The 25152-nt window shown below is 46.4% G+C and carries 18 protein-coding genes; 8 read left to right on the forward strand and 10 right to left on the reverse strand.

The features are described from left to right. Positions 1 to 16 precede the first annotated feature (16 nt). The 3 genes from BLV62_RS22520 to BLV62_RS22530 all read right to left on the reverse strand — a co-directional run bounded on the left by BLV62_RS22520 (position 17) and on the right by BLV62_RS22530 (position 5360). Entirely contained in the window at positions 17 to 3592 is a 3576-nt protein-coding gene (locus BLV62_RS22520) for a SusC/RagA family TonB-linked outer membrane protein (protein ID WP_089764522.1), read from the reverse strand. A 190-nt stretch (positions 3593 to 3782) separates the two neighbouring features. Then, entirely contained in the window at positions 3783 to 4736 is a 954-nt protein-coding gene (locus tag BLV62_RS22525) for a FecR family protein (RefSeq protein WP_089764524.1), read from the reverse strand. Positions 4737 to 4793: 57 nt separating this feature from the next. Further along, positions 4794 to 5360 (reverse strand): RNA polymerase sigma-70 factor, encoded by a 567-nt coding sequence (locus BLV62_RS22530; protein ID WP_139170353.1) that lies wholly within the window; start codon positions 5358 to 5360, stop codon positions 4794 to 4796. 277 nt (positions 5361 to 5637) lie between these two features. Between BLV62_RS22530 and BLV62_RS22535 the strand changes: the two genes are divergently transcribed. Beyond that, a complete protein-coding gene (locus tag BLV62_RS22535; RefSeq protein WP_089764527.1) occupies positions 5638 to 6744 on the forward strand; it encodes a hypothetical protein in 1107 nt (368 codons plus the stop codon). A gap of 121 nt (positions 6745 to 6865) precedes the next feature. Then, positions 6866 to 7954: an acyl-CoA dehydrogenase family protein gene (locus BLV62_RS22540; RefSeq protein ID WP_089764529.1), complete on the forward strand. Its 1089-nt coding sequence runs from the start codon at positions 6866 to 6868 to the stop codon at positions 7952 to 7954. Between the two features lie 304 nt (positions 7955 to 8258). On the opposite strand, the gene BLV62_RS22545 is transcribed toward BLV62_RS22540, so the two are convergent. Further along, entirely contained in the window at positions 8259 to 9230 is a 972-nt protein-coding gene (locus tag BLV62_RS22545) for an aldo/keto reductase (RefSeq protein WP_089764531.1), read from the reverse strand. Positions 9231 to 9420: 190 nt separating this feature from the next. Here BLV62_RS22545 and BLV62_RS22550 point away from each other — a divergent pair, with 190 nt between their 5' ends. After that, positions 9421 to 10293 carry a methylated-DNA--[protein]-cysteine S-methyltransferase gene (locus BLV62_RS22550; protein ID WP_089764614.1) on the forward strand — a complete coding sequence of 291 codons (873 nt, stop codon included), beginning with the start codon at positions 9421 to 9423 and terminating at the stop codon, positions 10291 to 10293. Here BLV62_RS22550 and BLV62_RS22555 read toward each other — a convergent pair. Further along, a complete protein-coding gene (locus tag BLV62_RS22555; RefSeq protein ID WP_089764533.1) occupies positions 10262 to 11053 on the reverse strand; it encodes a 3-keto-disaccharide hydrolase in 792 nt (263 codons plus the stop codon). The two genes, BLV62_RS22550 and BLV62_RS22555, sit on opposite strands and share 32 nt — an antisense overlap. Before the next feature lie 41 nt (positions 11054 to 11094). Then, complete coding sequence (locus BLV62_RS22560) at positions 11095 to 13128, reverse strand: right-handed parallel beta-helix repeat-containing protein (RefSeq protein ID WP_139170354.1); 2034 nt, start codon at positions 13126 to 13128, stop codon at positions 11095 to 11097. A gap of 327 nt (positions 13129 to 13455) precedes the next feature. Here BLV62_RS22560 and BLV62_RS22570 point away from each other — a divergent pair, with 327 nt between their 5' ends. Next, complete coding sequence (locus tag BLV62_RS22570; RefSeq protein WP_139170355.1) at positions 13456 to 15507, forward strand: glycoside hydrolase family 71/99 protein; 2052 nt, start codon at positions 13456 to 13458, stop codon at positions 15505 to 15507. Positions 15508 to 15692: 185 nt separating this feature from the next. Beyond that, positions 15693 to 15992 (forward strand): hypothetical protein, encoded by a 300-nt coding sequence (locus BLV62_RS22575; protein ID WP_211117923.1) that lies wholly within the window; start codon positions 15693 to 15695, stop codon positions 15990 to 15992. On the opposite strand, the gene BLV62_RS22580 is transcribed toward BLV62_RS22575, so the two are convergent. Further along, a complete protein-coding gene (locus BLV62_RS22580) occupies positions 15966 to 16349 on the reverse strand; it encodes a ribosomal maturation YjgA family protein (protein WP_089764541.1) in 384 nt (127 codons plus the stop codon). The genes BLV62_RS22575 and BLV62_RS22580 overlap by 27 nt on opposite strands. A 59-nt stretch (positions 16350 to 16408) precedes the next feature. Between BLV62_RS22580 and BLV62_RS22585 the strand changes: the two genes are divergently transcribed. Beyond that, entirely contained in the window at positions 16409 to 17044 is a 636-nt protein-coding gene (locus BLV62_RS22585; protein ID WP_089764542.1) for a class I SAM-dependent DNA methyltransferase, read from the forward strand. Between the two features lie 62 nt (positions 17045 to 17106). Here BLV62_RS22585 and BLV62_RS22590 read toward each other — a convergent pair whose 3' ends face one another. Beyond that, entirely contained in the window at positions 17107 to 18204 is a 1098-nt protein-coding gene (locus BLV62_RS22590) for an endo-1,4-beta-xylanase (RefSeq protein ID WP_225889681.1), read from the reverse strand. Between the two features lie 308 nt (positions 18205 to 18512). Here BLV62_RS22590 and BLV62_RS22595 point away from each other — a divergent pair, with 308 nt between their 5' ends. Continuing rightward, positions 18513 to 22652 carry a hybrid sensor histidine kinase/response regulator transcription factor gene (locus tag BLV62_RS22595; RefSeq protein WP_089764546.1) on the forward strand — a complete coding sequence of 1380 codons (4140 nt, stop codon included), beginning with the start codon at positions 18513 to 18515 and terminating at the stop codon, positions 22650 to 22652. Positions 22653 to 22839: 187 nt separating this feature from the next. After that, positions 22840 to 23052 (forward strand): hypothetical protein, encoded by a 213-nt coding sequence (locus BLV62_RS22600; protein ID WP_139170356.1) that lies wholly within the window; start codon positions 22840 to 22842, stop codon positions 23050 to 23052. A gap of 401 nt (positions 23053 to 23453) precedes the next feature. Here the strand turns inward: BLV62_RS22600 and BLV62_RS22605 are convergent, their stop codons facing one another. Continuing rightward, positions 23454 to 24053, reverse strand: a complete 600-nt coding sequence (locus tag BLV62_RS22605) for a hypothetical protein (RefSeq protein WP_139170357.1) — start codon at positions 24051 to 24053, stop codon at positions 23454 to 23456. Between the two features lie 503 nt (positions 24054 to 24556). Continuing rightward, complete coding sequence (locus BLV62_RS22610) at positions 24557 to 25084, reverse strand: hypothetical protein (protein ID WP_139170358.1); 528 nt, start codon at positions 25082 to 25084, stop codon at positions 24557 to 24559. Between the last annotated feature and the right edge of the window lie 68 nt (positions 25085 to 25152).

A 25152-nucleotide genomic window follows, 5' to 3' on the forward strand; every position in this document is an offset into this window, starting at 1 on the left:
GTTGCAGAGTATTAGATCAGAAAGAACATTTCAGGTTCACGCCAAAACGTTTGGTAGTAGGCACCGCCAGGTTATCGTACCCCTGCGAGTTTCCTACGCCCAGCGAGCTGACTTCAGGATCGAAATGCGTGTACTTCGGGAAATTAGGCGCCTTATACCAGAGGTTGCGGCCGGTGAACGAAATACTGGCAGCGCCGAACGGCGTTTTGCCCAGGAAACTTTTGGGAATGTCGTAACCCAATGCGATCTCCCGCAGCCTGAACACAGTAGCGTCAAATACGGAGCCTTCGTTAATACCTCCGTTGCCCGGCCCCATGCTGCTGCTGAAGAAATGGTCTTCCCATGATAAGGCCACGTTGTTGGGGATCTTGTTCCCTTTATCGTCGAGCAGCGGGGTTTGGGTATTGATATCTCCCAATACGCCCGGCGAAACAATGGCAAACTCACGGTTCTCCATATCCCTTGTTACGCCGCGCGACAGCATTTCAGCCACTGTACGGGAAAATATCTGTCCGCCCTGCTTCCAATCGAACAAAATGTTCAGCGAGAAATTTTTGAAATGGAAGCTATTCGTAATACCGAAAATGAAATCAGGATTCGGGTTGCCGATAGGCTTTAAAGCCCCTGCTATTAATGGTTTACCCGTATTGGGATCTATCAGTACATTACCTTCATCATCCCTGGCATAGGCGGTACCCTGTATCAGTCCATACGGCTGGCCTACAATATGCACGCTGCTGGTACCGTTGGTACCGCCGTAACTGAAACGTTCATATCCGCCCAGGTTCTGTATAATATTCCGGTTACGCGTGAAGTTGGCGGAGATATCCCAGTTCAGTCCTGTGGCACTTCTCAGCGGGGCGCCGGTAAACCCTATCTCAATTCCCTTGTTGGTAGCTTCACCCAGGTTGAGGATCTGCGTCATGTAACCGGAGGAAGGAGCTGCAGTTACTTCGAATATCTGGCTGGTACTTTTCTTATTGTACCAGGTAAAGTCGATGCCTATCCTGTTTTGAAAGAATTGCAGTTCTGTACCTAATTCCAGCTCTGTGATGAACTCGGGTTTCAGGTTAGCGTTAGTAAGCAGGTTGGCCAGCGTTACTACGTTATACGTGCTGCCGCCGGGCGGCGTGAATGGAAGCCCCACGTTTGCCGGGCTGGAAGATGCGCCCAGAACAGGGTTGATCTGGTAGAAGTTCTGCGTCTGGTAAGGCGATGCTTCATTTCCCACGCGGGTGTATCCCGCCCGGATCTTACCGAAATTCAACACGGCTTTCGACATAGGCAGCGCTTCTGTAAAGATCAGCGATCCATTTACACCGCCATAGAAATAGCTCCTGTTGTTGGCGGGCAAAGTAGAAGAAATATCGTTCCTGCCTACCAGGTTCAGGGAGGCAAAATTTTTATAATCGAGGGTGATATCTGTAAAGAAAGCGTAGTAGCGCTGCTTCAGCAGATTCCTGTTATTGATCAATTGTATTGGTGTAACGGAACTGGTGTTATTGATATCCACCAGGTCGGCAACAATGATATTGTCGCCATAAAAAGCTTTCCTGTCTGTAAGCCGCTGGTTCACGTTATTGCCGAGGATCACTTTCAGGTTCCAGTCGGGCGTCAGCGATTTGGTAGCGGTCAGCAACAAAGTATTATCCAGTTCCTGCCTGTAGATGTTATCGGTTGTGATACTACCGTTGGGGTAAGACGAACTTCCTTTGCCTCTTACGCTTACCCTCCTGTCGGTATACGCATTGAACCCGATAGTATTCTGTACATTCAGCCAGGGCAAAGGATCGAATCCCAGAACCAGGTTGCCGTAGTACCTGTCAACCGCGCTTGTGGAAGGGCTATGTTTTACGGACCAGTAAGGGTTATCAATACCCGTATAGTCGTATACGTTGCTACCATCCAAAGGGTTCTCGTACGGGTAGTTAGTCAGGTCATAGCTGGTAGGCACATACATCAGCGTTGACATGATAGAACCGGTTAAACCGCCGATAGGCGGCGTTTTCTGGCGGGTGATCACGTAATTGATCGAGCCGCTTGCATAGAATTTATTATCCAGTTTGATGTTGCCGCCGATGTTGACGGATGTTCTGTTGATATCGTTGCCGGGAACAACGCCGGTGTTCCTTGTATCGGAGAAACCTGCGTTGAAGTTGCCTTTTTCGCTGCCCGAGGAGATGGTGATAGCATTTTCATAAACGCTGCCTGTACGGAAGAAATTCTTCACGTTTTCGCGGGCATATGATTTATATGGCACCTGTATAGGCGTAACGCCGTCGGCCTCATAAAACTGCGGGAACACCGCGGATGAGAATTGTCTTGTTAACTGGTGAGGGATGGTTTTGCGGGTAGGAATAATACTTTGCACCCCTTCAAATGGTTGGCCCCAGGAAGCGTAAACGCCCTGGCGGTAATCATTGTTGGTTCCCTGCCCGTATTTGGTCTGGTATTCGGGCAATCCCGATACCTGTTCAAAGGAATAGCCTGTATTGTACGTGATCTCCGTTCCTTTACGGCTCTTTTTCTTGCCGGCCTTCGTGGTGATGATGATCGCGCCATTGGCTGCACGGGAGCCGTAAAGGGCGGCAGCAGCCGCCCCCTTCAGCACCGTCATTGATTGTATGTTGTTAGGGTCGAGGTCAAAAGCCCTGTTAGTCACCCCTACTCCTCCTACCGTGGTAGCGCCAACATTCGCGAAACTGGAGTTATCGAATGGTACGCCGTCAACGACAAAGAGAGGTTGGTTGTTTCCGTTTAACGAAGAGTTGCCGCGTATGGTAATGTTGGTACCGCCGCCGGCAACGCCGCCAGCCGATTGAATATTAACGCCCGCTACTTTCCCTGTCAGCGCCCTGACAGGATCGGGTTCTGATTTTTGTGCGAGTTTATCTGAGCTAACGGTGCTAACGGAATAGCCTAAGCTGGTTTTTTGCCTGGCTATTCCTGCAGCCGTTACCACTATATCCTGCAGCTGCTTAACAGCAGCTTTAAGTCTGATGGTTCCCGCTTCGGATGCTTTCACGTCCATCACATCATATCCTATTGCTGTAATAACGAGGATAGCGCCCTCTTTTACCTTTATTGAGAAACTGCCATCCGGTCCTGAAACGGTGCCGTTTGAAGTACCTTTTTCAACAATAGTGGCGCCGGGGAATGGCTCGCCAGATTCGCTGAGTATTTTTCCTTTTACCTGGAGATCGGCATAATTGCCCGAAGCGGTTGGTTTCTGATGGTTATCCTTTAGAACAATATAATCGTCGGTCGCTACAAAAGCGATGTCCAAACCGGCCAGCAGTTTATCCAACACTTTGCCCAGTTCTTCCTGGTTGGCGCTGGCAGATACTTTACGATCCAGTGCGATATGGTTGGAACTGTATACGAATTTGATGGCTGTCTTGTCATGGATCTGGCTAAGTACCCCTTTAAGGCTCACATCATCGGCCTGCAATGAAATTTTCCGGTCAAGGATACTTTGGGCATGACCTGAAACCGGGCAGGCGATGCCGCACAGCACATTGGTCAGGAGATAGAGCGTAGCGGCCTTCCGGCATTTGGACAGGAAAACATTTGTTGTTAGATTTAGGTGCATAACCTTGTACTTTGTTTGATTGCTAAAGAATTGGACAAAGGATTCCCTTCCGCGCTGTCACGCGGTCATAAGCAGGGTTTTTCAACAAAAGCTGGCGGGGCTGTCACCCCCCGGCTTTTTTAATTACAGGTTTGTTGAGTCATTTGATTGTGTTTTTGCTTGTTACAGTTTCTGATTTTGGTTGCGCATTTCATTTTTCACTTTTTTGTTTAAGTAAAATAGATTTTCCGTTTGCGTTAAATTCCAGGTTGAGCGCCTGGCAGATCATGTTCATAGATTGATCCAGGGACTGGTCTGTCAGATCCGCTGTGAGCCGGTTTGCGGCGATAGCCGTGTCGGATAAGCGGATAGTGACATCGAACTTCCTCTCGATGCGGTTTAGAATGTTGTTTAGCCTGGCATCATTAAAAGCCATTCCATATTCGGTTTGCTCAATAATAGATCTTACATTGCTACTATCTTGTGGTTGCTGCCGTATAGCAGATTGCTGAGGGGTATAGATTGCCTGCTGAGCGGGTGATAAGGTGACCGGCTGGCGTGCAGGTGCGGAAATGACGATCTTTCCTGTGAGTAATGTTATAGATACAGAATCTCCTGTTGTTTTTATATTAAAGCTGGTTCCAAGCACTTTGGTTGTCAGGGCTCCTGACCGTACCAGGAACGGGCGGCTGGCATCTTTGGCAATTTCAAACAGTCCTTCCCCGATAATGGTAACTTCCCGTTTGCCCGGCGGAAAGGTTTTAGGGCAAAGCAATTCACTGTTACCTTTCAGCCACACGATAGACCCATCCGATAGTATTTGCTTCCTGGTAGTTCCTTTGCTGTAGAAGGAAATGATCCGGTGAGGCGCAAAGAGATCGAGAAGCCAGGGACTGAGCGATACGATCAGCAATATAGCTGCCGCCGCGCCTGCAAACGTTTTCCAGTTGACCAGGGAGACAATGCGTTCCCTGCGTCGTATCTGCCGGGAAAGGCGATTGTAGCCCGCTATCCTGCTGCGCTCTTTTTCATCTTCACCAAGCAGTTCGAAGCGCTGCTCGTCGCCGATGGTATCCAGCCACAACTCCAGTTGCGATGCGGTGGCAGGGTCTAACCTGCCGGCTAAATAGTCATCGATCAGTTGTTTGAAAGCTGTTTGATCCATCGGTTGTTGTTCTTATACTAAGGAAGTAACGCGAACAAACGCATACACCTACACGATTCAAAAAAAATTTTTCAGCTCAGTACAAACGAGCAACAACCAGCTATATTGATGTTTCAGCGCTGTTCTTAATTGTCGCAGCGCTTTGGTCAGTTGATTTTCTACTGTTTTGTGAGATATATTCAGTAAAGTGGCAATGTCGTTAATTGAAAGATGCTGGTGCCTGCTCATCCTGAAAATTTGCTGGCATTTTTCCGGCAACCGCGATATTTCCTTCTCCATGGCTTGCTTCAGGTTGGAGGCTTCTATTTTTTCTTCATTGGAATTATCACTCAGCTGTTCCCTGTATTCAGAGAAATCGGTAGCATATGTTCTGCGCGTTTTGCAATTCCTGATATAGTTCAGCAACTGGTACCTGATTGCACCAAACAGGTAAGCGGATAATGTATGGGTTAACTGCAGCTCTTCCCGCTTGTTCCACAATGAAATAAAAACTTCCTGTACAATTTCTTCCGCTACTTCCCTGTCTGAAGTCCTGTTAAAAATATACCCGTACAGTTTAGGCCAATATTGATCGTAAATAGCTTTAAAAGCCTGCATATCCCCTGATCTTAATAAGGTGATCATGCGCGCTTCCCCATATAAATTATATTTATTTACAATATTCAATATTTAATCCATTTTCCTGTTTATAATTATAAAAGAACAAAAAATATTACAATTTTCATAACCATAATATTCATTTTTTATGTTCATACGCATCAAAAAACATATTTTTCGCGACAACCTTCAATAAACACTAGACAATTTTAATTACAAATTTTTACCAAATTTTAAATTCATCTTCCGGCTTCTTCACATATTTTTTATATTAACAACCGGGCATGCCACTAACATGCGATTTATGAAGAACTTACTACCGGCGATTATATTATTCCTGTTTTTTAGCCCCCGCGCATGGTCGCAGGCCTCGCATGAAAAAATGAACGAACTGGCTGCACGGCTTGATTCTGTTTCAGAACGCCTGAACCAAACTTCGGTTTATATATCTGCCAACAAAGACATCTTTATAGCCGGGGAAGATCTCTGGTTTAACGCCTTCGTACTGAATGCGAGGGACTTTTCGTTAATACATACTGATAACACGCTTTACCTGCGTTTGCAACACACAGAAACAGACAGCACCATATGGCAGGAAATAATACCGGTCAGCGATACACAGCAGGGCATTGCAGAAGCCACGCTGTATGATGCGGAGCTAAGACCGATGGCAACCCGTTTGGTATATCTTCATCCGCAACAACAACTGAACATCAGCTTAAGTTTATCAAAACCTGACTGTCAGCGCAAAGAGAAGCTGATGCTTAAAATAAAAACAACCAATCCTTCAGGTCGGCCCGTTCCTGCCGCACTAAGCGTTAAAGCCACAGATAAGCTGTTCAGCAATCCACATAACGCAAAGGATATTGTAAGCTACTATTATCTCGCTACGCAGCTACGGGGAAGAATATACGATCCTGCCTGGTACTTCGATCCTTCCAACAAGGATAGTCAATCAGCGCTGGATCTTTTGCTGCTGACCCAGGGCTGGAGCAGGTATACCTGGAATGATGAAAACATCCGCGCCACTGTGGCGCAACCAGGCAGGTTGGCCGACAGCCTCGAATCGTATATTCTCCCCGTTAAAAAAGCAGGGTATAAACCGGCGCCATTGACGTTAATGTTGTTCAATTACAACAAAAAAAATATGCGCGTTACCGTTACCGACAGCAGCGGTAAATTCTATATAACGCCCGATGACCTGGCAATCGGAAGTCGTTTCTTCATTAAATACCTCTCAGAAAAAGAATACAGCATACAGGTATCCGATCCTTTCCGGGTAATCAATTCAACCATCAGGCAAAAACCGCCTATTACCGGCCCTTTCATTGGAACAGTTGAAGGAGTGGCAGACCTGGGACTCCTGGGAACAAGGCAGTTTAATTTCAGCGTAACAGGAAACGTTCCCTAACCCTTCTTTTTCCTATCTTTGCCCCGGCCCACCCGGGGTGCCTTACTATCAGGCTGAGATCACAACCCGTGGAACCTTTGACAGGATAATGCCGGTCAGGAAAGGTGGGCAGTGATGTATCATGAAAGCAATCTTAGACAACAACGTAACCGAAACAATTTACCGCTATGCCGCTTTGTCGGAAACCGAACAAATGCTGCATCCCGCATTACTTGAGCTGGCATACCAGCAACGCTGGTTTAAACTTTTTGTTCCTCCTGTGTATGGCGGGCCAGGGAAAACATTACCGGAAATACTGCGCCTGGAAGAAGCCATAGCAGCGGCCGACGGCAGTTTGGGCTGGACAGTCACCCTCTGCAGCGGCGCCGGCTGGTTTGCCGGCTTCCTGGACCCTGAACTGGCACACGAACTATTTGCCGATCCTAAAGTTTGCTTTGCCGGCAGCGGAGAAGTTGGAGGAACCGCCACAGAAAAGGACGGAAAGTATATCGTCAACGGTACCTGGCGTTATGCCAGCGGCGCTATGCATGCCACCGTTTTTACAGCCAACTGCATTCTCCAGGATGAAGCAGGAGAACAATTACAGGATGAATCCGGGGCGCCAACAATCGTTTCATTTGTATTAAAACGGGAAGAAGTGAATATAATTCCCGGCTGGTCGTATTTCGGGTTGGTAGCTACAGGCAGTCATGCGTTTGAAGCTGTGAATATTTCCGTGCCCGGGAACCGGGCATTCCGGATCAACGAGAACATCCAGGCTCCCGGCCTGGGATTCGATTATCCTTTCCTGCAAATGGCGGAAACAACGCTGGCAGTCAATATTGCCGGCATGGGCCAACATTTCATCAGCCTGGCGGCAGCCGCATTCGAACAACGCTCAGGTTTGAAAAGGTATACACCTGACCAGATCCAATACTTCTATAATACGCTGGAATCTGTAAAGGCACAGATGAAAAGAACAAGAACCGAGTTTTACGAAGCATTCGATAATAGCTGGCTTGCCCTGCTCAATACTTCTACTATCCCCACTTCTATCCTGGAAGCAGTAAGCCAGCGAAGCAGGGCCCTGGCCCACTATGCGAGGGAAGCCTGCGATACGCTGTACCCCTACTGCGGACTGGATGCCGCCCGTAAAGAAACTACCATCAACCGCGTTTGGAGAGACATCCATACCGCGAGCCAACACTCGCTATTAACCTTCTCACTGTGAGGCGGGGGGCACGCAAAGGCGCAAAGGGAGGCAAAGAGACATAAGTTTTTTTTAAGAGGCGTAAGTTTTTTTTAAGAGGCGTAAGTTTTTTTATAAGGGACATAAGTTTTTTAAGAATAAGTAAGAAAAGAAAAAGAAGGAGCGGAGATTATGTAATTGCTATTACAAAATCTCCGCTCTTTGCTTTCTTAATCTTCTTAAAAAAACTTAATCTTCTTAAAAAACTTATGTCCCTTATAAAAAAACTTACGCCTCTTAAAAAAAACTTATGTCTCTTTGCCTCCCTTTGCGCCTTTGCGTGAAACTACTGGGACCAGCCGGTTGGCCGCCTATCCCAGCGGTGAGGCTTCAGTTGGGTGAGCAGGGCGGCGCTCAGGCCTTTACCATCGCTGGCTGCCATGTTGGCGCGCACGTTTTTGATCCTGCGCATACCCGGAATGGTGGTAGCGATATCTGGATTGCTTAAAATAAAGCGCAGGGCCATTTCTGGCATGGTCATACCTTCGGGGATGAGCGGCTTCAGCGCATCTGCGTGTTCTACGCTTGCATGCAGGTTTTCAGGCACAAAATAGCTTGCCCGCCAGTCGTTCGCCGGGAAGGTAGTATCTTTTGTGAGAGTGCCTGTAAGTGTGCCCTCATCAAATGGTACGCGGGCGATAACGCCGATGTCCAGCTTTTTACAGAGCGGCAGCAGGTTGTCTTCCGGCGCCTGGTCAAAAATATTGTAGATCACCTGTACGCCGTCGATCAGGCCGGTTTTCAGGGTTTCAAGGCAGTTGTCGGGTTCCCAGCGGTTTACGCTTACGCCCCAGGCCCTGACTTTTCCGTCTTTCTGCAGTTTGGTGATGGCTTCTTTCCATTCGTCCTGGGTCGACCAGCTGTCTTCCCATACATGGAACTGCTGCAGGTCTATAGTTTCGACGCCGAGGTTCTGCAGGCTTTTCTCGGTGTATTCGATGATGTAATCTTTAGGAAAAACATCCTGGATACTGTAGGAAGGTTTTGATGGCCATTTCCGGTTCTTTGGCGGAATTTTAGTGGCCACATACAAACGTTTGCCGGCGTGGCGACGAATCGTTTTATTGAGTATCTGTTCGCTAAGGCCATCGCCGTAGGCCCAGGCGGTATCAAAAAAATTGCAGCCCAGTTCAATGGCCTGGTCTAAAGCCTGGTTTACTTCGTTTTCTTCGGAGCCAGTCCAGCCGGCCATTCCCCACATTCCATATCCTATTTCACTAACCTGCCATCCGGTTCTTCCAAATTTCCTATATTCCATAGTGCTGATTTTAGTGTGCCAAATATACCCAAATGAAAAAGAAATATTATAACAAAATGATGGACGTTCAGATGCCGGGTATATGATAAAAACAAGTTATTTATCCGGAAGGAATACAGCTTTTATTTTCCGCAAGAACCGGGTTTACTACCTTTGGAGCGCGGTATACCTTTGTGTTAAATACAAGATCATGAACACACAACAGGAAATAGATTTTAACAGGATAGCCTCGGCTATTGATTACCTGAAGACTAACTTTAAATCACAGCCCAGCCTGGAAGCTGCGGCAGCGCATGTACATTTAAGCGCTTTCCACTTCCAGCGGATGTTCAGGGAATGGGCAGGCGTTACGCCTAAACAGTTCCTGCAATACCTGAGTGTAAATTATGCGAAGGATATATTGCAGGAAACAGCCGCCAACCTGGCAGATGCTGCGTATGAAACGGGATTGTCAGGAACCGGGAGGTTGCACGACCTTTTCATTAAAATAGAAGGCATGACGCCGGGAGAATATCGCCAGGGAGGCGAATCGCTTACCATCAATTATTCATTTGCAGATAGCCCGTTCGGGATGCTGATCGTTGCCGCAACCGCCAAAGGTATTTGTCATATGGCTTTTGCAGACGAAGGAACAGATAAAGCATTGGAAGAATTAAAAACCATTTTCCCCAATGCCCGTTACCAGCAGGTGGTTGACAAACACCAGCAGAATGCGCTGTTTGTATTTTCGCAGGACTGGAAAAAACTGGACGAAATAAAACTTCACCTGAAAGCAACGCCGTTCCAGATCAAAGTATGGGAAACATTGCTGAAGATCCCTGCGGGCGGTTTAACTACCTATGCGTCGCTTGCCGCGCAGACAGGGAACGCCCAGGCGGCAAGGGCTGTAGGCAGCGCGGTTGGCAGCAATCCTGTAGCCTTCCTTATTCCCTGCCACCGCGTGATCAAATCTACGGGGGTGATAGGCGAATATCACTGGAACAGCTACAGGAAAAACGCGATCATTGGCTGGGAAGCAGCACGTTTCCGTGCTACTGCTGAGCATCCAGGTTCAGGATCCTGATGCGGCGGAAGTCCACTTCCTGGCCTTCGCTCTGCAGGGCAATAAACCCTGATGATAATAGTTTTCCTTCCACTTTGACAGCAGGGTCATAACCATTAACCACTCCTCCGCCAATCTGCGGTTTGCTATACTGCAATACCGTATCGCCATTGATGATGTGCGTAACCAGCGAATCGCCCAGCACGATCAATTCTCCCCTTACCCACTGATCGCCGTCATAGGTTTTGGAAGTGGATTCGATACAATGCGTCGGGTCCAGGATGCCTTTATACACCACGTTGGTGCCCGGAGAACACATGTTGCCCGTGGGTCGCGGCTTCCCATCTCCCAGTCCTCCCAGGAGCTGCATTTCAACGGAAATAGGCCAGTCCTGCTCCTTAGGCATGGTCTTGGGGTCTTGCGAATGGAACATTACGCCGCTGTTCAGCAGGGTGTAACTGGGCGCGGTAGGCACCCATCTGCCAACAAAGCGGTATTCGAATTTTAAATGATAGTGAGAGAAAGGTTGTTTATAGTAGAGGTGACCAAACTGGTCGTTGAAGTTGCCGTACTGATCATACCTGACTTTGATTATACTATCTTCTACCCTGAAGGTATTGCCAAAGTTTTCTCCTACCTCGTGGTGATGGATCTTCACTACCCAGTCATTAATGTCTTTTCCATTGAAAAGATCTACCCATTCGGGTTCTTTGGGTTTACTGGTTTCCGCACAGGCAGAAAACAAGAGGATAGTCAACAGGGTGTAATAACATTTTACCATAACGGGGATAATTTTTAAGCAGGCCAAAATACAAAAAACGATCACTTTAACAAATACTCATTCCCGTCGTATCCTGATTTCACCAACGGCGGAAAGACAGGTTGCCTGGCTATTTTCTTCAGCGAAGGTTTTAGTACTCCGAATTGGTTCATAGGAATATTCCTGAAACCTATTTCAAAAGCCGGCGAATTACTTTTCAACCAGTAGTTCCCCTTTGCAGGGTCCGTAAACCCCGGATCTCCTGCCAGGCTATGCGCATCGGTATTCCGCTGCTGCGATTTTTGCAACGCATCGTTATCAGGAAATAGGTTATAATCCACTTCCCTTCCCCATACCGGTATTTCAACCGGCAGGAATGCCCTGCTGACTATGTTATGCCTGAAAACATCTTCGCTATTGCGGAACCAGACATGCGGATGGAAAGTATTATTGATCATAATATTATTCTCCACCACCCGTAAAAAGCCTTCTCTTAATTTAATTCCGCCATTAAGGCATACGTTGTTGTAAATACGATAATTGCTGGAACCGTCGTCCAGGTCTATATCCCAGCCATGATCGCACCTGAAACGATTATTCCGCAGGGTTACCGGCACCTGTACATCCAACAGGATCAGTTCAGGATGTACGGTTGTAATGCTATCCATAAATATGCGATCGGCTGACCAGTAACGGTCACGCCCCCACGAATTGAAGGCGCCGTGATCGCTGGTTTCAAGTACCGTATTAAAAACATCGTTATACTCAATAAGATGACCGCCGAAACAGCCATCACCTACGTTAATACCTGCCCTCGGCACGTCGTATATACTGTTGTGGCTAACAGTAATACCGGCGCAGATAGCCAGCTCCACTCCTGCCACCTGCTTTTCAAACTGCCCGATATGATGAACCAGGTTATCGGTGATCAGGCAATGCTGCGGGAAATTTTCGTCCTTCGGGCCCGGGTACTTATCTATCGCGTTGTACGGTAACAGCGCTTCGTATTTGTCGCGGGCGGATCTTACTACCTTCGGATCGCCAACCAGGCAGATGGCGTTGGCGCCAATATGATGAATATGGCACCCGTTAACAGTGTCTCTTTTACTGTAATTGCTGATCATAATAGCATTTCCGCCCAAACCTTCAAATTCGCAATCGCTGATGCTGCAATCTTCTGTTCCGTCCAGCAAGAGCGCGCCATTACGGTAGATGGTCCAGTCGCTGCGCAGCAGTGGCTCGGCGGTTTCCATGAAGGTTCGCTCGTTATGTGCGAAACGCAGTCCCTGGATTTTTACATTCCTCACCGGGTGCGTAGCGTCGCCTTTCAGGGTAATGCTGTTCTTAAGATTAGATGCCACCACTTTTGCTTTCCCGGGCTGAATGCCGGCAGGTGGATAATAATACAACTGGTTATTTTTTGTATCCAGGAACCATTCATGCGGCGCATCCAGTTCTTCCAGGCTGTTTTCGACGTATACATATTTTTCATTCATCCCGTCCGGCCTGTTGGTTTGCCAGCCGCCTTCCAGTTTTATTTTTCCGTTGTTATCTTTACTTACCCTGTAACTATTCCCTCCCCAGCGGTGTAAATGTAACGCATGTACGTAGCCGTTACCGGCGTCTTTCCATTTATCTATTCTTTTGATCGCATCAGGGGAAGTTCCATTCAATACAGCTGCACTGCTGTCATAATCCGGATATCTTGCCAGAATCTGCGGTACGTCGTTTACATACAATCTTTCGAACCGAATACCTGCGGGCACGTTTGCCACATAGATCCCATTCCTGTATGGTTTCCAGTTAAGCGCAAGCGGCCGGCCGGCGCTCACCGTTACCTGTTCATTGGCGGCAGGCTTAATCTGCAGGCTATTGCATTTCATGTCGCCTGCGTTGATCTCAATATTCCGGGGCAGGTAATATACGCCTTTATGCACCTGGACCACTACGTTTTCATTCTTTCGTTGCAGCGCATCATTCACCGCATCGTTAATGGTTTTGTAAGCGCCGCCTGATGAGCCGCCAACATGTAAAACGGTTTGCCCGGTCGCTGAAACAGCATATAAACCCGCGGCAAGGAGCAGAAAATTTTTCATAACATCCATAAGGTGAATACGACCTTTTTTCATTGTTCAATGAAATATAGCAATAAAGAACAGAGGAGGCAGTTAAAAGAGAAAAAAATACCAGCAAAAACCAAAATCCTATTCGGTCACGCAATAAAATTCCGGCCAGGCAGCAGGACAGTACAGGTTGCCATACCGTAAGCAGAATATTATTATTGCTGTTACATAAGTAATCCAGTACTCATAAAAATCGAAACATGCAGGAAAGATGGCCTGCACAGGCCATCTTTTTCCTTTGAAGAAAGCTATAGTCAGTACGCATTGCCAAGAAACATTCATATAACCAAACAGTAAGCCGTGCGAAAAAAATTAAGGTCAACCAACCTATTCCTCAGCGCTATGGTGCTGGCAGGACTAGGGTTTTCTTACCCGGGTATTGAGCCCGGGAAAAAGAAAATATCAATTCCCGTTAGAGAAAAAACTGATACTACCGGTAAAGCGAAACCCTATCGCGACCTCTATGCTGATACCTGGGTAGCAACCGATGCACTGGGCCGTACTATGCCCGGCTTGCAGGAAGCGGGTCCCGTTAAAAAAGATCAGCGAAGAGTGGTGAGTATCTTCTATATCACATGGCATCGTGATCATCATCATAACAACAAGCCCTACCAGGCAGATGTTACCAAAGTGCTGAGCGCTCATCCTGAAGCCAGGATGGACGCCAAACATCCTGCCTGGACTGCGGGCTCCTATCATTGGGGCGAACCTGAAATGGGCTATTTCCTCAGCAAAGACGAGTACGTGATAAGAAAAGATATGTCGATGCTTTCGGATGCCGGCGTTGATGTACTCATCATGGATGTAACCAACGCAGAAATGTACTGGGACGAATGGGAAGTAGTATTCTCGACTATGGAAAAAATGAAAGCAGAAGGAAACAAGGTGCCAAAATTCTGCTTCTGGGCGTTCAATGGAGAGGTGATCCCCGTGGTGCAGCGGCTCTATGAAAGGATCTACCTGAAAAACAGGTTCAAAGACCTCTGGTTCTATTGGGACGGGAAACCGCTACTGCTGTACAACTCCCGGCCTAAGTACGACGCAAATGGCGTAGATGCGCCGCAACGCAACTACAATTACGACAGCGCCGCCAAAACGGATAAGAACCACCCGCACTATAACGATCCCGAATATACGGAGCCATTTTATAAAGACTATACAAAAGGGGTAAAGAACTTCTTCACCCTGCGAACCATGTGGTGGGGCTACTATGAGTGGGCAGGCCAACGCTTTGTGGGCACGGAAGACAACTGGAGTTTCGGCTATGACCTCGACAACAAACATGTAAAGGCTATGCTCCCCGACAGCCTGGTTTCGCTGCACAATGGCAGGAAAGAAGAAGCCGCGGTAACGCCGGCACAGCACCCGGCGTCTATGGTCGGCAAATCATGGACCCGCGAAAAAGGCGAACCGCAGTTAAACCAGTATGATCTACCGGAACCTACTTATGTGCCCTGGTTAGGGAAAACGGTCGAAAACCCAGAAGCATATGGCATATACTTCCAGGACAGGTGGAATGAAGCATTGAAATCTGATCCGCAGTTCCTGTATATCAACGACTGGAACGAATGGACAGCGGGCAAATACCAGCCTAAAAACGGCACTACCAATTTCCTGCGCCGTAAAAACCCGTTCTTCTTTGTAGACCAGTATAACTCGGAGTTTAACAGGGCCATACAACCGATGAAAGGCGGGTATACAGACAACTACTATATGCAGATGGCACAGAACATCCGCAAATACAAAGGCGTTCGTCCTATCCCTACCCTGAATGGTTATACGAAGATCAGCGCTGATGGCAAGTTTTCAGACTGGAAGAAAGCGAAGATTGAATACAGGGATACCGAAGGCGATGTATTTCACCGTGATTACATCGGGTATGGAGACCTTCATTACAAGAACAACTCGGGCCGGAACGATATTATCACCAGCAAGGTTGGAGTAGATAAAGACAATGTATATTTCTACGCCGCCACCGCCGGCAACCTCACATCACACACGGATAATAACTGGATGTTGTTATTGGTGGATGCCGATAATAATTCATCAACCGGCTGGCATGGATACGATTTTATTATCAACAAACAGGTAAAAGACGATCATACCACTACGCTGATGCGTTATGACGGCCAGCAATGGACAGCAGTAGCCGATCTCTCCTTCCGCTATTCGGGGAATGAAATGGAAATCGCGGTACCTAAGAAAGCATTAGGGCTTGCCGACGATAAATTTACATTCGACTTCAAATGGAGCGATAACGCGGCAGACCTCAACGATGTGATCTCTCTTTGCCTGGATGGCGATACAGCGCCTAACAGGAGGTTTAACTACCGTTGCATCTGGACTAGATAATATTAAAAAGAACATTGCGGTTTAATCTCTCGCCAGTGGTTGGTTTCTAAGATCCCCATACTCATTAATCAACCCTGGCCATGAGGTTGAACCGTATTTCTTTTTGGAGAGAGTAAGCCGATAAGAATTGGAATTTAACCTAAATCTCTTTAGATTTAGTATCTAACCCATTAAGGCCTTAGTTTATGAACCGACGTTTAGATGTTGCCAAAATTTACGGTAAGATTAAGATTGTAGAAGATTTCCCTGACTATAAAGTAAAAGTGGTAAGCAGTTTTGCGGACCTGAAAGTAAAACTGGTAAATGACTTCGCCGACGGGCCAGGCAAATGGAAATACGTTACCAGTTTCCCTGATTTCAAAATAAAATTCGTTGAATCGTTCCCTGATTTCACTATCCGGTTTGTAGACAGTTTTCCGGGCCCAGGTATCAACCAGAAAGAAATTGTAGCAGAAAAATTATTGCAATACCTTTTTAAGTCTTAATCGCCATTCAATCAACAGAACAGTCAGTACACCCAGGGTATAGGCTATCATGTCGCCCCATTCGAAACTGCTTCCCAAAACGATCATGGCAACTTTGTTATGCTCCAAACCCAGGCGATGGGCATACCTGAAATACTGCAATATCTCTATCAGATAAGCAAACAATAAAACGCCGATAGCGGCTTTCGTCTTATTTACCTCCACAACAGCCATTACACAGCAATAAAGCCATATTACAACCAGGAAATCGCCTCCATAGGGACGAATAATAGCATCTTTTACATACATGGCTATCAGCACTTCTACCAGGAACAAACCCAGGGCCAGCAAAAAATAGGTACGGTTAAACCTGAACATGCGGAAATTTATGACTTAATAATACTGTATTCTTTTTATCTTGTTCCAAACACCCCAAAATGGATTATACAGATTTAGCAGTCGCCCTGTTCGACAAACATGCAGATGCCTACGCAAACAAGTTTATGGATGTTAGCCTGTATAAAGGCTCGCTGGATCTGTTTTGCCAACATCTCCCCGCCCCGGATGCACGCATACTGGAAATAGCCTGCGGCCCGGGAAACATTTCCCACTACCTGCTTCAAGAGCTTCCTGCCTTGCAGGTTACGGCTACCGACCTGGCTCCCAGGATGGTGGAACTGGCGCAAGTTAACAATCCTACTGCAATTTGCCTGCTGATGGATGGAAGGGATGTAAAAAAACTGCCGGGCGATTTTCATGCCATTGTATGCGGGTTCGGGTTACCTTATTTTTCGAAAGAAGATGCGTTGCAATTCATCAAAGACTGTGGAGATAAGTTGTTGCCAGGCGGACTGCTTTATATCAGCACCATGGAAGGCGACTACCTGGGATCGGGTATCCAGCGGTCTGCGTCGGGCGATGAAGTATACATCTACTATCACCAGGAAGATTATATTACCGCCGCATTGCAGCACAACGGGCTTAAAGTGCTTGACAGTCGCCGTACGCTTAACACCATGACCAACGGGGTTAAGGTTGTTGACCTGGTGATCGTTGCGCAAAAGGTTGTGTAGTATTTTACCTGTTAGGGGGATGGAGCGGGAACCTATTCTGACTACATTCCCGCCCCGGGTTGTCAGAACTGAACAACCGACCAAAAAGCTTTCTTTGGATGCAGTTCTTTATCGAATAACAGCGGGTAGTCTTTACGGCCACGTACCGGGAAGTTATCCAGCCAGCTATACCTGTCGGATATGTTCCAGAATGTTACCCCGGTCAGCGCATGACGGTATTTGCGGAAAACTTCGAAACACATTTTGAACTGTTCGATCTGCCGTTGTTCCTTTTCGGCGGTAAAAGCGGTAGCGCTGTCGCCAGCCTGCCTGGCCCTCATCTCATGCTCTTTTGGATAAACGGAGATATCCAGTTCCGTTACCTGTAGTTTAAGTCCTGTTGTGGTAAAATCTTCCATTGTCTTTTCCAGCTGGGCCCTGGAAGGTTCGTTGATAGCCCAATGGCCCTGCAGGCCCACTCCATGAATAGGTACGCCTTTGCTGATCAGTCCTTTCACCATCCTGATGATCTTTTCCCGCTTTTCGGCGCTGATTTCGTTATAATCGTTATAAAATAACAGGGCCTGGGGATCTGCTTCATGCGCCCAGCGGAAGGCTTTTTCTATAAATTCTTCGCCGCAGATCCGGTACCAGGGCGAGTTCCTGTAAAATTCGCCTTTGCGGTCGCTGATCACTTCATTGGCAACATCCCAGGCATAAACCGTTCCTTTGTAACGGGTAACTACCGTGGTGATGTGTTCTTTCAGCCGCTGCAATAATACTTCTTTGGAAACCTCCTGCCCGTTGTCATCTTTAAAGATCCATCCGGGCGCCTGGCTATGCCAGACCAGGGTATGCCCCCTGAGTTTCATATTGTTCCGACGCGCAAATGCCGCTATAGAATCAGCGTCCCGCCAGTTATACTGGTGTTCGCCCGGGTGGATCACCCCCATCTTCATGGCATTTTCGGGAGTCATGCTATTGAACTGGCTGGTCACCAGCCCTGCTTCGTCTGTATGCAGGGCGCGGGGTGAAACCGCCACCCCGATAGGGAAATAATCTTTATAGTAGTCTTTCAGCCCCTGCGTGTCCGGAACCGCAGATTGTTTAAGATAGGCCGCACAACAAAAGTTCGCTGTGATCACTGTCAAAGCGATAGCAGCGTAGTGGAAATACTTCATAGAGAAACCATTCATTAATTCATAAAAGATACGTCAAAGCAGCTTACTAAGGAACATGAGTGCTATAACGAGGAATTTGTTTACAACTTTTAAACGCTATGCAAAGGCAAAAATACCCGGCGCCCTGTTTACCGGATGGCTCATTTGTTGAATTTTATAGCATAAATGTCGTTTAAACACTAATAAAGGTTTAAACATAATACTATCGCTGAATTGAAAAATTAAATATATTGAGTTCCGATACAATACCGATAGCAAAAAGACCACGTTAGCATATTCAACCAACATCCAGTTAATGATAGCCAAATATGTCTACTTATCCATCCACGTTACTTTACATCTTGCTATTCCTGGCTCAAGTTGCCGGGGCACAGAACAGGCATATCAACTTCACCTCCCTTACCGCCAGGGACGGGTTACTGTCCAACAGCGTTAACGCCATTATTAAAGACCACTGCGGATTGATGTGGTTTGCGACAGACGACGGGCTGAACAAGTTCGACGGCACTAATTTCACGGTTTACAGGCATCAGCCGGGCGATTCCTCCAGTCTCAGGGCCAATGAAGTGTTGGCGCTGCATGAAGACAAATCCGGCAATCTCTGGATCGGTACCAGCGGCGGCGGACTAAGTTTGTACGACAGGAAAAAAGATATTTTCCTGCACTTTCCCCTTCGCGATAATGCCCCACAGCTGCCACCGAATGCCGTGATAATGGATATTTCCAGTGATACGTCGGGTAAAGTCTGGATTGCGCAGTTCGAGAACCTGTTTGTACTTGATCCGGGCAACCGGCATATCACCAAAATTGACCTGGGCGCGGGCGTAATTGACCTCGAGGCAAAAAAAACGCCCAATTGCCTGTTTGTTGACCGGCAGCAACAGGTATGGATAGGCACCACACAAGGCTTGTACCGGTACTCCCCTTCTACCGGCGCCGTAAAACGCATACCTAATAACAAGGCCGGCTATACGCAGCCGGATAATGACATCAAGGCTATTTCACAGGATAGCCGGGGCCAGATCTGGGTAGGTTCTCTTACCGGCCTGTATACGCTGCAAGCCGGCGACGCAGGCATCACCCCCTATCATTTGCCTGTTGGCGCTCCTTTTACAGGCAACAAACAGGTAAATTGCATTGAACCCGATAAAGACAACCAGTTATGGATCGGGACAGAAGAAGGATTGGTAATTTTACATACCGACACCAACACGGCAGATTATTACCTGCCCGACGATGCAAATATCTACAGTCTTACCACCCAGTCTATAAAATGCGCGTATATCGACAAGCAAGGCATCTATTGGCTAGGCACTTTCCGGGGCGGGATCAATAAATACGACAAGAATCTAAGCCTTTTTAATTTTAAGCCGGGAGCCATTTTCCATGAACATGGCCGGCAATCGTCGATTGCCAGCGCATTTGCTGAAAACAGTGAAGGAAATGTTTTCGTAGGAACAGATGGCGGAGGGCTGTTCGAGTTCAATCCGCAAACAGATAAGATCCGGCCGGTAAATCTCCCACTCCCCGCCGGTGGAAGTAAAGCATCTGTGATCGCGCTTCATTACAGCAGGGATAAAAAACTGTACGTCGGCACTTATGGGCTGGGTTTACTGATCATGAACCCATCGGGCGGCGGTTACAAACATCTTTTGAAAGGCGGCGGTGCAGATGATCTGAGCTGCAGTGATATTTTCTGTATCAGGGAAGACAGCAAAGGCAATGTATGGGTTGGCACCAACGGCGGAGGAGTGAACGTGCTAAAAGACAACAAAGTTATAGCCCGTTACAGCCCTCTTCCCCGGCCCATACCCAATGAAAGCAAGCTGCCGTTCAACGGTTACATAAGAGCTATAGAAGAAGATGCAGAAGGTAATATCTGGGTTGGCTCGCATGGCGGAGGAATAGGGATCTTTCATCCCGCTACCGGCCAATGGACCATTTACAACCAGAACAACAGCCGCCTGCCCGGCGACAAGGTACAGGCGCTGTTGCGCGATAGTCGCGGTCATATGTGGGCAGGTACCTACGGCGGCGGTTTAAGCCTCTTTGATCCAAAAAAGAAACAGTTCATTACTTTTTGCGAAAAAGATGGTCTGCAGAATACCACCATCTACCAGATCCTGGAAGATAACAATGGCAGCATCTGGCTAAGCACCAACATGGGTATCAGCAGTTTCAATTTTGCTACCCGGAAATTCAGGAATTACAATCATTATAACGGCGTACAGCATAATAATTTCGTTCATGCTTCCGGCGTCCGCCTGTCGAATGGCGACCTGATGTTCGGCGGCCTGGAAGGGTTCAACTATTTTACCCCCGCAGGTTTAACCGTCAATAAAACAGTGCCGGTCGTATTGCTGACAGACCTGAAAGTAGCCAACAGGTCAGTGATTCCCAGCGATGAAGGTCCTATCAGGGAGCATATCTCCATGGCCGACTGCATCCGGCTTGCCTACAAACAGAACTTTGTGCTAAGTTTCGTGGCGCTGAATTATACTATTCCCAGGAAAAGTACTTATGCCTACAAACTGGAGGGATTTGACAAAGACTGGAATTATACAGGCACTGCTAACACCGCCGCCTACACGAACCTGGACCCGGGCGAATATATCTTTCACGTAAAAGCCAGCAACAACGACGGTATTTGGAGCGCCAGCGATACCCGGATAAAGATCTACGTCAAGCCCCCCTTCTGGCGCACCACTTATGCTTACGTATTTTACGTGGTTGCCATCTGTCTTTTGCTGCTGTACGGACGGTACCTGGGGATCAGCAGGCTGAAGAAAAAATTCCTGCTGGAACAGGAAAGGCAGGAAGTAAAACGGGTCCAGGAACTGGACAGGCTGAAGATCAAATTCCTGACTAATCTCAGTCATGATTTCAGAACGCCTATCTCGCTCATCATGGGACCGGTAGAACAGTTAGCAGCGGAAGAGAAGAACGGGAGCCGGCTTGAGAAGCTGAATATGATCAAACGCAACTCCAGGCGCCTCCTGAACCTCGTCAATCAACTGCTGGATTTCAGGCGAATGGAGGAAATGGAACTAAAACTACATCTCTCCGAAGGCGACCTGGTATCTTTTATCAGAGAAGTGACAGATTCGTTCAGGGATTTTGCAGAGCGGAAAAACATACGGTTCAACTTTAAGAGCAGTACGCAGGCGCTGCATGTGCTGTTTGATCATGACAAAATAGAACGTATCCTGTTCAATTTACTTTCCAATGCCTTCAAGTTTACATTGGAAGAAGATGCAGTAAGCGTTGAACTGCAGTTGTTAGACGAAAACAACGCTGCCGACCGGCAATGGGTGCTTATACAGGTAAAAGACTCAGGTATCGGCATTTCCAACGACATGAAAGAAAAGGTCTTCGAACATTTCTTCCAGGCTAATACTACTTCCGCTATCCTTAACCAGGGCGCGGGGATCGGGCTATCCATTACCCGCGAGTTTGTCAGGATGCATGAAGGCAGCATCGAAGTAGAGAGCGAACCTGGCAAGGGCGCAACCTTTTCCATACGTCTTCCGTTAAAGAAAACCAGGGAAAACCTGGTGGAACCGGCAGCATTGCCAACCAGCGTTAGCTGCAGTGAAGAAAAAACGCCGGTATTACCGGAACTCCAGGAAGCCCCAGCCATGCCGGTTTCGCCGGCCGGCGACCCTGAACTATTTACCATATTGCTGGTAGAAGACAACGAGGATTTCAGGTTTTACCTGAAGGATAACCTCCGCGCCAACTTTAAAGTGATAGAAGCAACCAATGGAAAAGAAGGCTGGCAAAAGGCGCTATCACTGCATCCACAACTGATCGTAAGCGACATAAGTATGCCGCAGATGGATGGTATCAGCCTGCTGCAAAAACTGAAATCCGATAAAAGAACCAGCCATATACCTGTTATCCTGCTTACTGCGCTGACCAATGAAGAGCAACAGCTTTCAGGCCTGGCAACCGGCGCGAACGATTACATCACCAAACCGTTCAATTTCGAGATCCTGCATGCCAAGATCAGGAACCTGTTGCACCTGAATAACACGCTGAAGAATACCTACACCAGGCAGATAAAAGTAATATCGCCCGAGGTAGACAGGGAATCAACAGAGGAAAAGTTGCTGGCGAAGATCGTCAGCCACCTGGAAGAGAAACTGACAGACTCCCAGCTCTCGGTTGAAAGTCTTAGCAAGGAAGTGGGCATGAGCCGTAGTTCTTTATATAACAAACTGCTGGAACTAACCGGTCAGACGCCTGTCGAATATATCCGCTCCTACAGGTTGGAAAAAGCCGTGGCCCTTATGAAGAAAAGTGATCTGACCATTGCCGAAATCGCTTACCAGGTTGGTTTTTCAACGCCAAATTATTTCGCCAAATCATTCAAGACAAAATACAATATGTTGCCCTCTGAATTTATAGCCCAGGCAAAAAAAGACAATGCGCATACGGGAGCATGAACCCTTATGAAAACAACCAGGGCTGACCCAAAAGTAAAAAAGACATTTAGGTTACCACCTTAATTTTCCAAACGGATAATAGTACGTTTCTTTAAGAAGAGGACCAGCATTGTGAGTAACAACAATATTATCAAAAAATACATCGTGGATACTTTCATTGCTGGTATAGACGCAATACCGCCCAGCGATGATGACCGATTTTATATTATCGGAGCGGTTATTGCCTGAAGAAGAAGTTATCCGCCTGCAACAGAACACACCCACAGACATTATTCGCAATCAAAAGGTTTGTCGGAATGCACAGAAATATTTAAGCTGGTATGACTTCCTGGAGCTTTTTACAGAAGAGGATGGATTGGAAGATGTAGGACATCATTGCAACACCTGCCGGATGATATGATCCCGGTCGATAGCAACACCCAACTGTGTACTATTTCGTGTTGGCAGCTCCCTATGGTACACTCATTCGGATGCTCACTATCGCACATTTTAATAACCCCAATTCGTAGCCATTTTTTGTGACGCTAATAACGAAGATAAAGAAGGGAATTTTCAAATAATTTTTGAAAATTCCCTTTCTATAGATGAATAAGAAACACAATGAATGCAATTCTAAACTCTAAACATCCATGGTCTTCTCTTTTATTATCCGATCTGGTTAAAATATTTGCTATCCATACCAGAAAGGATCGAAATGATATTTCCGATGAGCCATTATATTCTAAGCGCTCATCACTCTCGCCCGTCTTTTTCACCTTTTGTTACTCTTTATTGATTTCCTTTCTTACTTTATTCCAGATGCTAAGAAATTTCCTTTATTTCGTAAGGATCATGCGTAATTTCATAATACTTCCCACTTTCATCCATGCCAATAAAATCTCCATCCTCAAGATCTTGAAGGTGATAATACATCTTACCATCCAGTTCTACTTCATATACATTATCCGGTGAAACTTTTCTAAGATAATCAGATCGCAACAGTGGCTTAATCTTCTCATACAATTGGTTGGTATTGTACTGAACCCGCAACTTCGAGGTGTCGATTCTGTGAATATCTAGTTTCACATTTTTGTTATTGGGCGTTGAATAGCCGATGACTAAACCATAGTATACAATAATCTCAAAATCTATATAAGACTGAGATAAATTATCAAAAACCTTTACTCCTTTAATTACAAAGCCGGTATCACTTTTTCTCTCATATTTTTTAGATACACTTCCATCATAACTAAATCCAACAAAATTAGGACGAACAGTTGAACCAAAACTCACCCTTTTCAGCAACCCATCCTGAATTTGCTCTTTTAAATAATTAAACTCAGGAGGCATTGCACAAAAAATATTGATCAATACCTGTTTTTCCCATTCTTCAACTTTTGACCGCTTAAAAAGATTAAACATAATTCTAAGGAAATTTTGTGAACCAATTATACTTGCCAAACCATCCCACCTCTGGTTTTATCCCTGCTCTTAAAAAATTAAAACGGTAGGAATCTATTAACGAATGCTGAATGGTATTTAGTTTCCAAACATTAAGTCTATTGTTAACTAGCCAATTCGGCAAATTATATGCACGTTGAACTCTTTGTGTAATAAAAATGTGTGCATACTCTTTGCTGATCCGTTGGGTTACTTTCTCACCCGCTGCATTGGTTGTTTCTACCAGCTTTAAAGTTTCAGTCCCCCCTCTCGCCGCTTTATATTGATTAAATGTCTTTCCCCCCCGAAACCATTTGAAAAATCTAGCCTTCAGTGACAGTCTTCCCCTCGCTGCAATCGCTCCTTGCTCAGCAGCTATAGTAATCCCACTCGCTGCAATTCCTTTAAGTCCAAAACCAGAAATTGTCTCAGCTCCAATGCAAAGTAATCTGTAATGAATATAAAAGAATTTCTTTGGCTTTCAACTAAGAAATTTCCTTTATTTCATATGGGTCATGCGTGATTTCATAATACTTCCCATTGTCATCCATGCCAATAAAATCACCATCCTCGAGGTCCTGAAGGTGATAATAAATCTTACCGTCAAGTTCTACCTCATAAACATCATCGGGAGACACTGACCTAACATACGCAGGTTTCAACAAAGGTCTAATTTTATCATATAAGGGGTTAATATCATATTGTATTTTCAGATCACTTACATCAATTTTATTAATATCGATGGATATCTTTTTATTATTTGGTGTTGAATAACCTATTACTAATCCATGAGAGATATGAATTTCAAAATCAATAAAAGATTTTGACACCTCATCATACACTCTTACCCCTTTAATTTCGAATCCATTGTCCTGCTTTCTTTCAAATTTACCTACCACATCGCGATTGTAGCTAAAACCAACATAATTTGGGATAGGAGTAGAAATAAAAAAAACTCGTTTAAGTATTCCCTCTTCAACTTGATCGCACAAATAATGAAATTCGGGTGGCATTTTCGAGAAAACGTTAATGAGTAGTTGTCGTTCCCACAATTCCACTTTTGTTCGTTTAAAAAGATTAA

The organism is Chitinophaga terrae (ex Kim and Jung 2007), assembly GCF_900107795.1.
Classification (GTDB): Bacteria; Bacteroidota; Bacteroidia; order Chitinophagales; family Chitinophagaceae; genus Chitinophaga; species Chitinophaga terrae.

What these genes read in the sequence shown, in the direction of transcription:
- BLV62_RS22530 (WP_139170353.1), bottom strand. Translation starts at nt 5,360, where the DNA reads ATGATCACCTTATTAAGATCAGGGGATATGCAGGCTTTTAAAGCTATT.
- BLV62_RS22555 (WP_089764533.1), bottom strand. Translation starts at nt 11,053, where the DNA reads ATGGTAAAATGTTATTACACCCTGTTGACTATCCTCTTGTTTTCTGCC.
- BLV62_RS22575 (WP_211117923.1), top strand. Translation starts at nt 15,693, where the DNA reads ATGAACCGACGTTTAGATGTTGCCAAAATTTACGGTAAGATTAAGATT.
- BLV62_RS22610 (WP_139170358.1), bottom strand. Translation starts at nt 25,084, where the DNA reads ATGCCACCCGAATTTCATTATTTGTGCGATCAAGTTGAAGAGGGAATA.
- BLV62_RS22595 (WP_089764546.1), top strand. Translation starts at nt 18,513, where the DNA reads ATGTCTACTTATCCATCCACGTTACTTTACATCTTGCTATTCCTGGCT.
- BLV62_RS22540 (WP_089764529.1), top strand. Translation starts at nt 6,866, where the DNA reads ATGAAAGCAATCTTAGACAACAACGTAACCGAAACAATTTACCGCTAT.
- BLV62_RS22605 (WP_139170357.1), bottom strand. Translation starts at nt 24,053, where the DNA reads ATGTTTAATCTTTTTAAGCGGTCAAAAGTTGAAGAATGGGAAAAACAG.
- BLV62_RS22560 (WP_139170354.1), bottom strand. Translation starts at nt 13,128, where the DNA reads ATGAAAAATTTTCTGCTCCTTGCCGCGGGTTTATATGCTGTTTCAGCG.
- BLV62_RS22590 (WP_225889681.1), bottom strand. Translation starts at nt 18,204, where the DNA reads ATGAAGTATTTCCACTACGCTGCTATCGCTTTGACAGTGATCACAGCG.
- BLV62_RS22545 (WP_089764531.1), bottom strand. Translation starts at nt 9,230, where the DNA reads ATGGAATATAGGAAATTTGGAAGAACCGGATGGCAGGTTAGTGAAATA.
- BLV62_RS22525 (WP_089764524.1), bottom strand. Translation starts at nt 4,736, where the DNA reads ATGGATCAAACAGCTTTCAAACAACTGATCGATGACTATTTAGCCGGC.
- BLV62_RS22585 (WP_089764542.1), top strand. Translation starts at nt 16,409, where the DNA reads ATGGATTATACAGATTTAGCAGTCGCCCTGTTCGACAAACATGCAGAT.
- BLV62_RS22580 (WP_089764541.1), bottom strand. Translation starts at nt 16,349, where the DNA reads ATGTTCAGGTTTAACCGTACCTATTTTTTGCTGGCCCTGGGTTTGTTC.
- BLV62_RS22600 (WP_139170356.1), top strand. Translation starts at nt 22,840, where the DNA reads ATGATGACCGATTTTATATTATCGGAGCGGTTATTGCCTGAAGAAGAA.
- BLV62_RS22550 (WP_089764614.1), top strand. Translation starts at nt 9,421, where the DNA reads ATGAACACACAACAGGAAATAGATTTTAACAGGATAGCCTCGGCTATT.
- BLV62_RS22520 (WP_089764522.1), bottom strand. Translation starts at nt 3,592, where the DNA reads ATGCACCTAAATCTAACAACAAATGTTTTCCTGTCCAAATGCCGGAAG.
- BLV62_RS22535 (WP_089764527.1), top strand. Translation starts at nt 5,638, where the DNA reads ATGAAGAACTTACTACCGGCGATTATATTATTCCTGTTTTTTAGCCCC.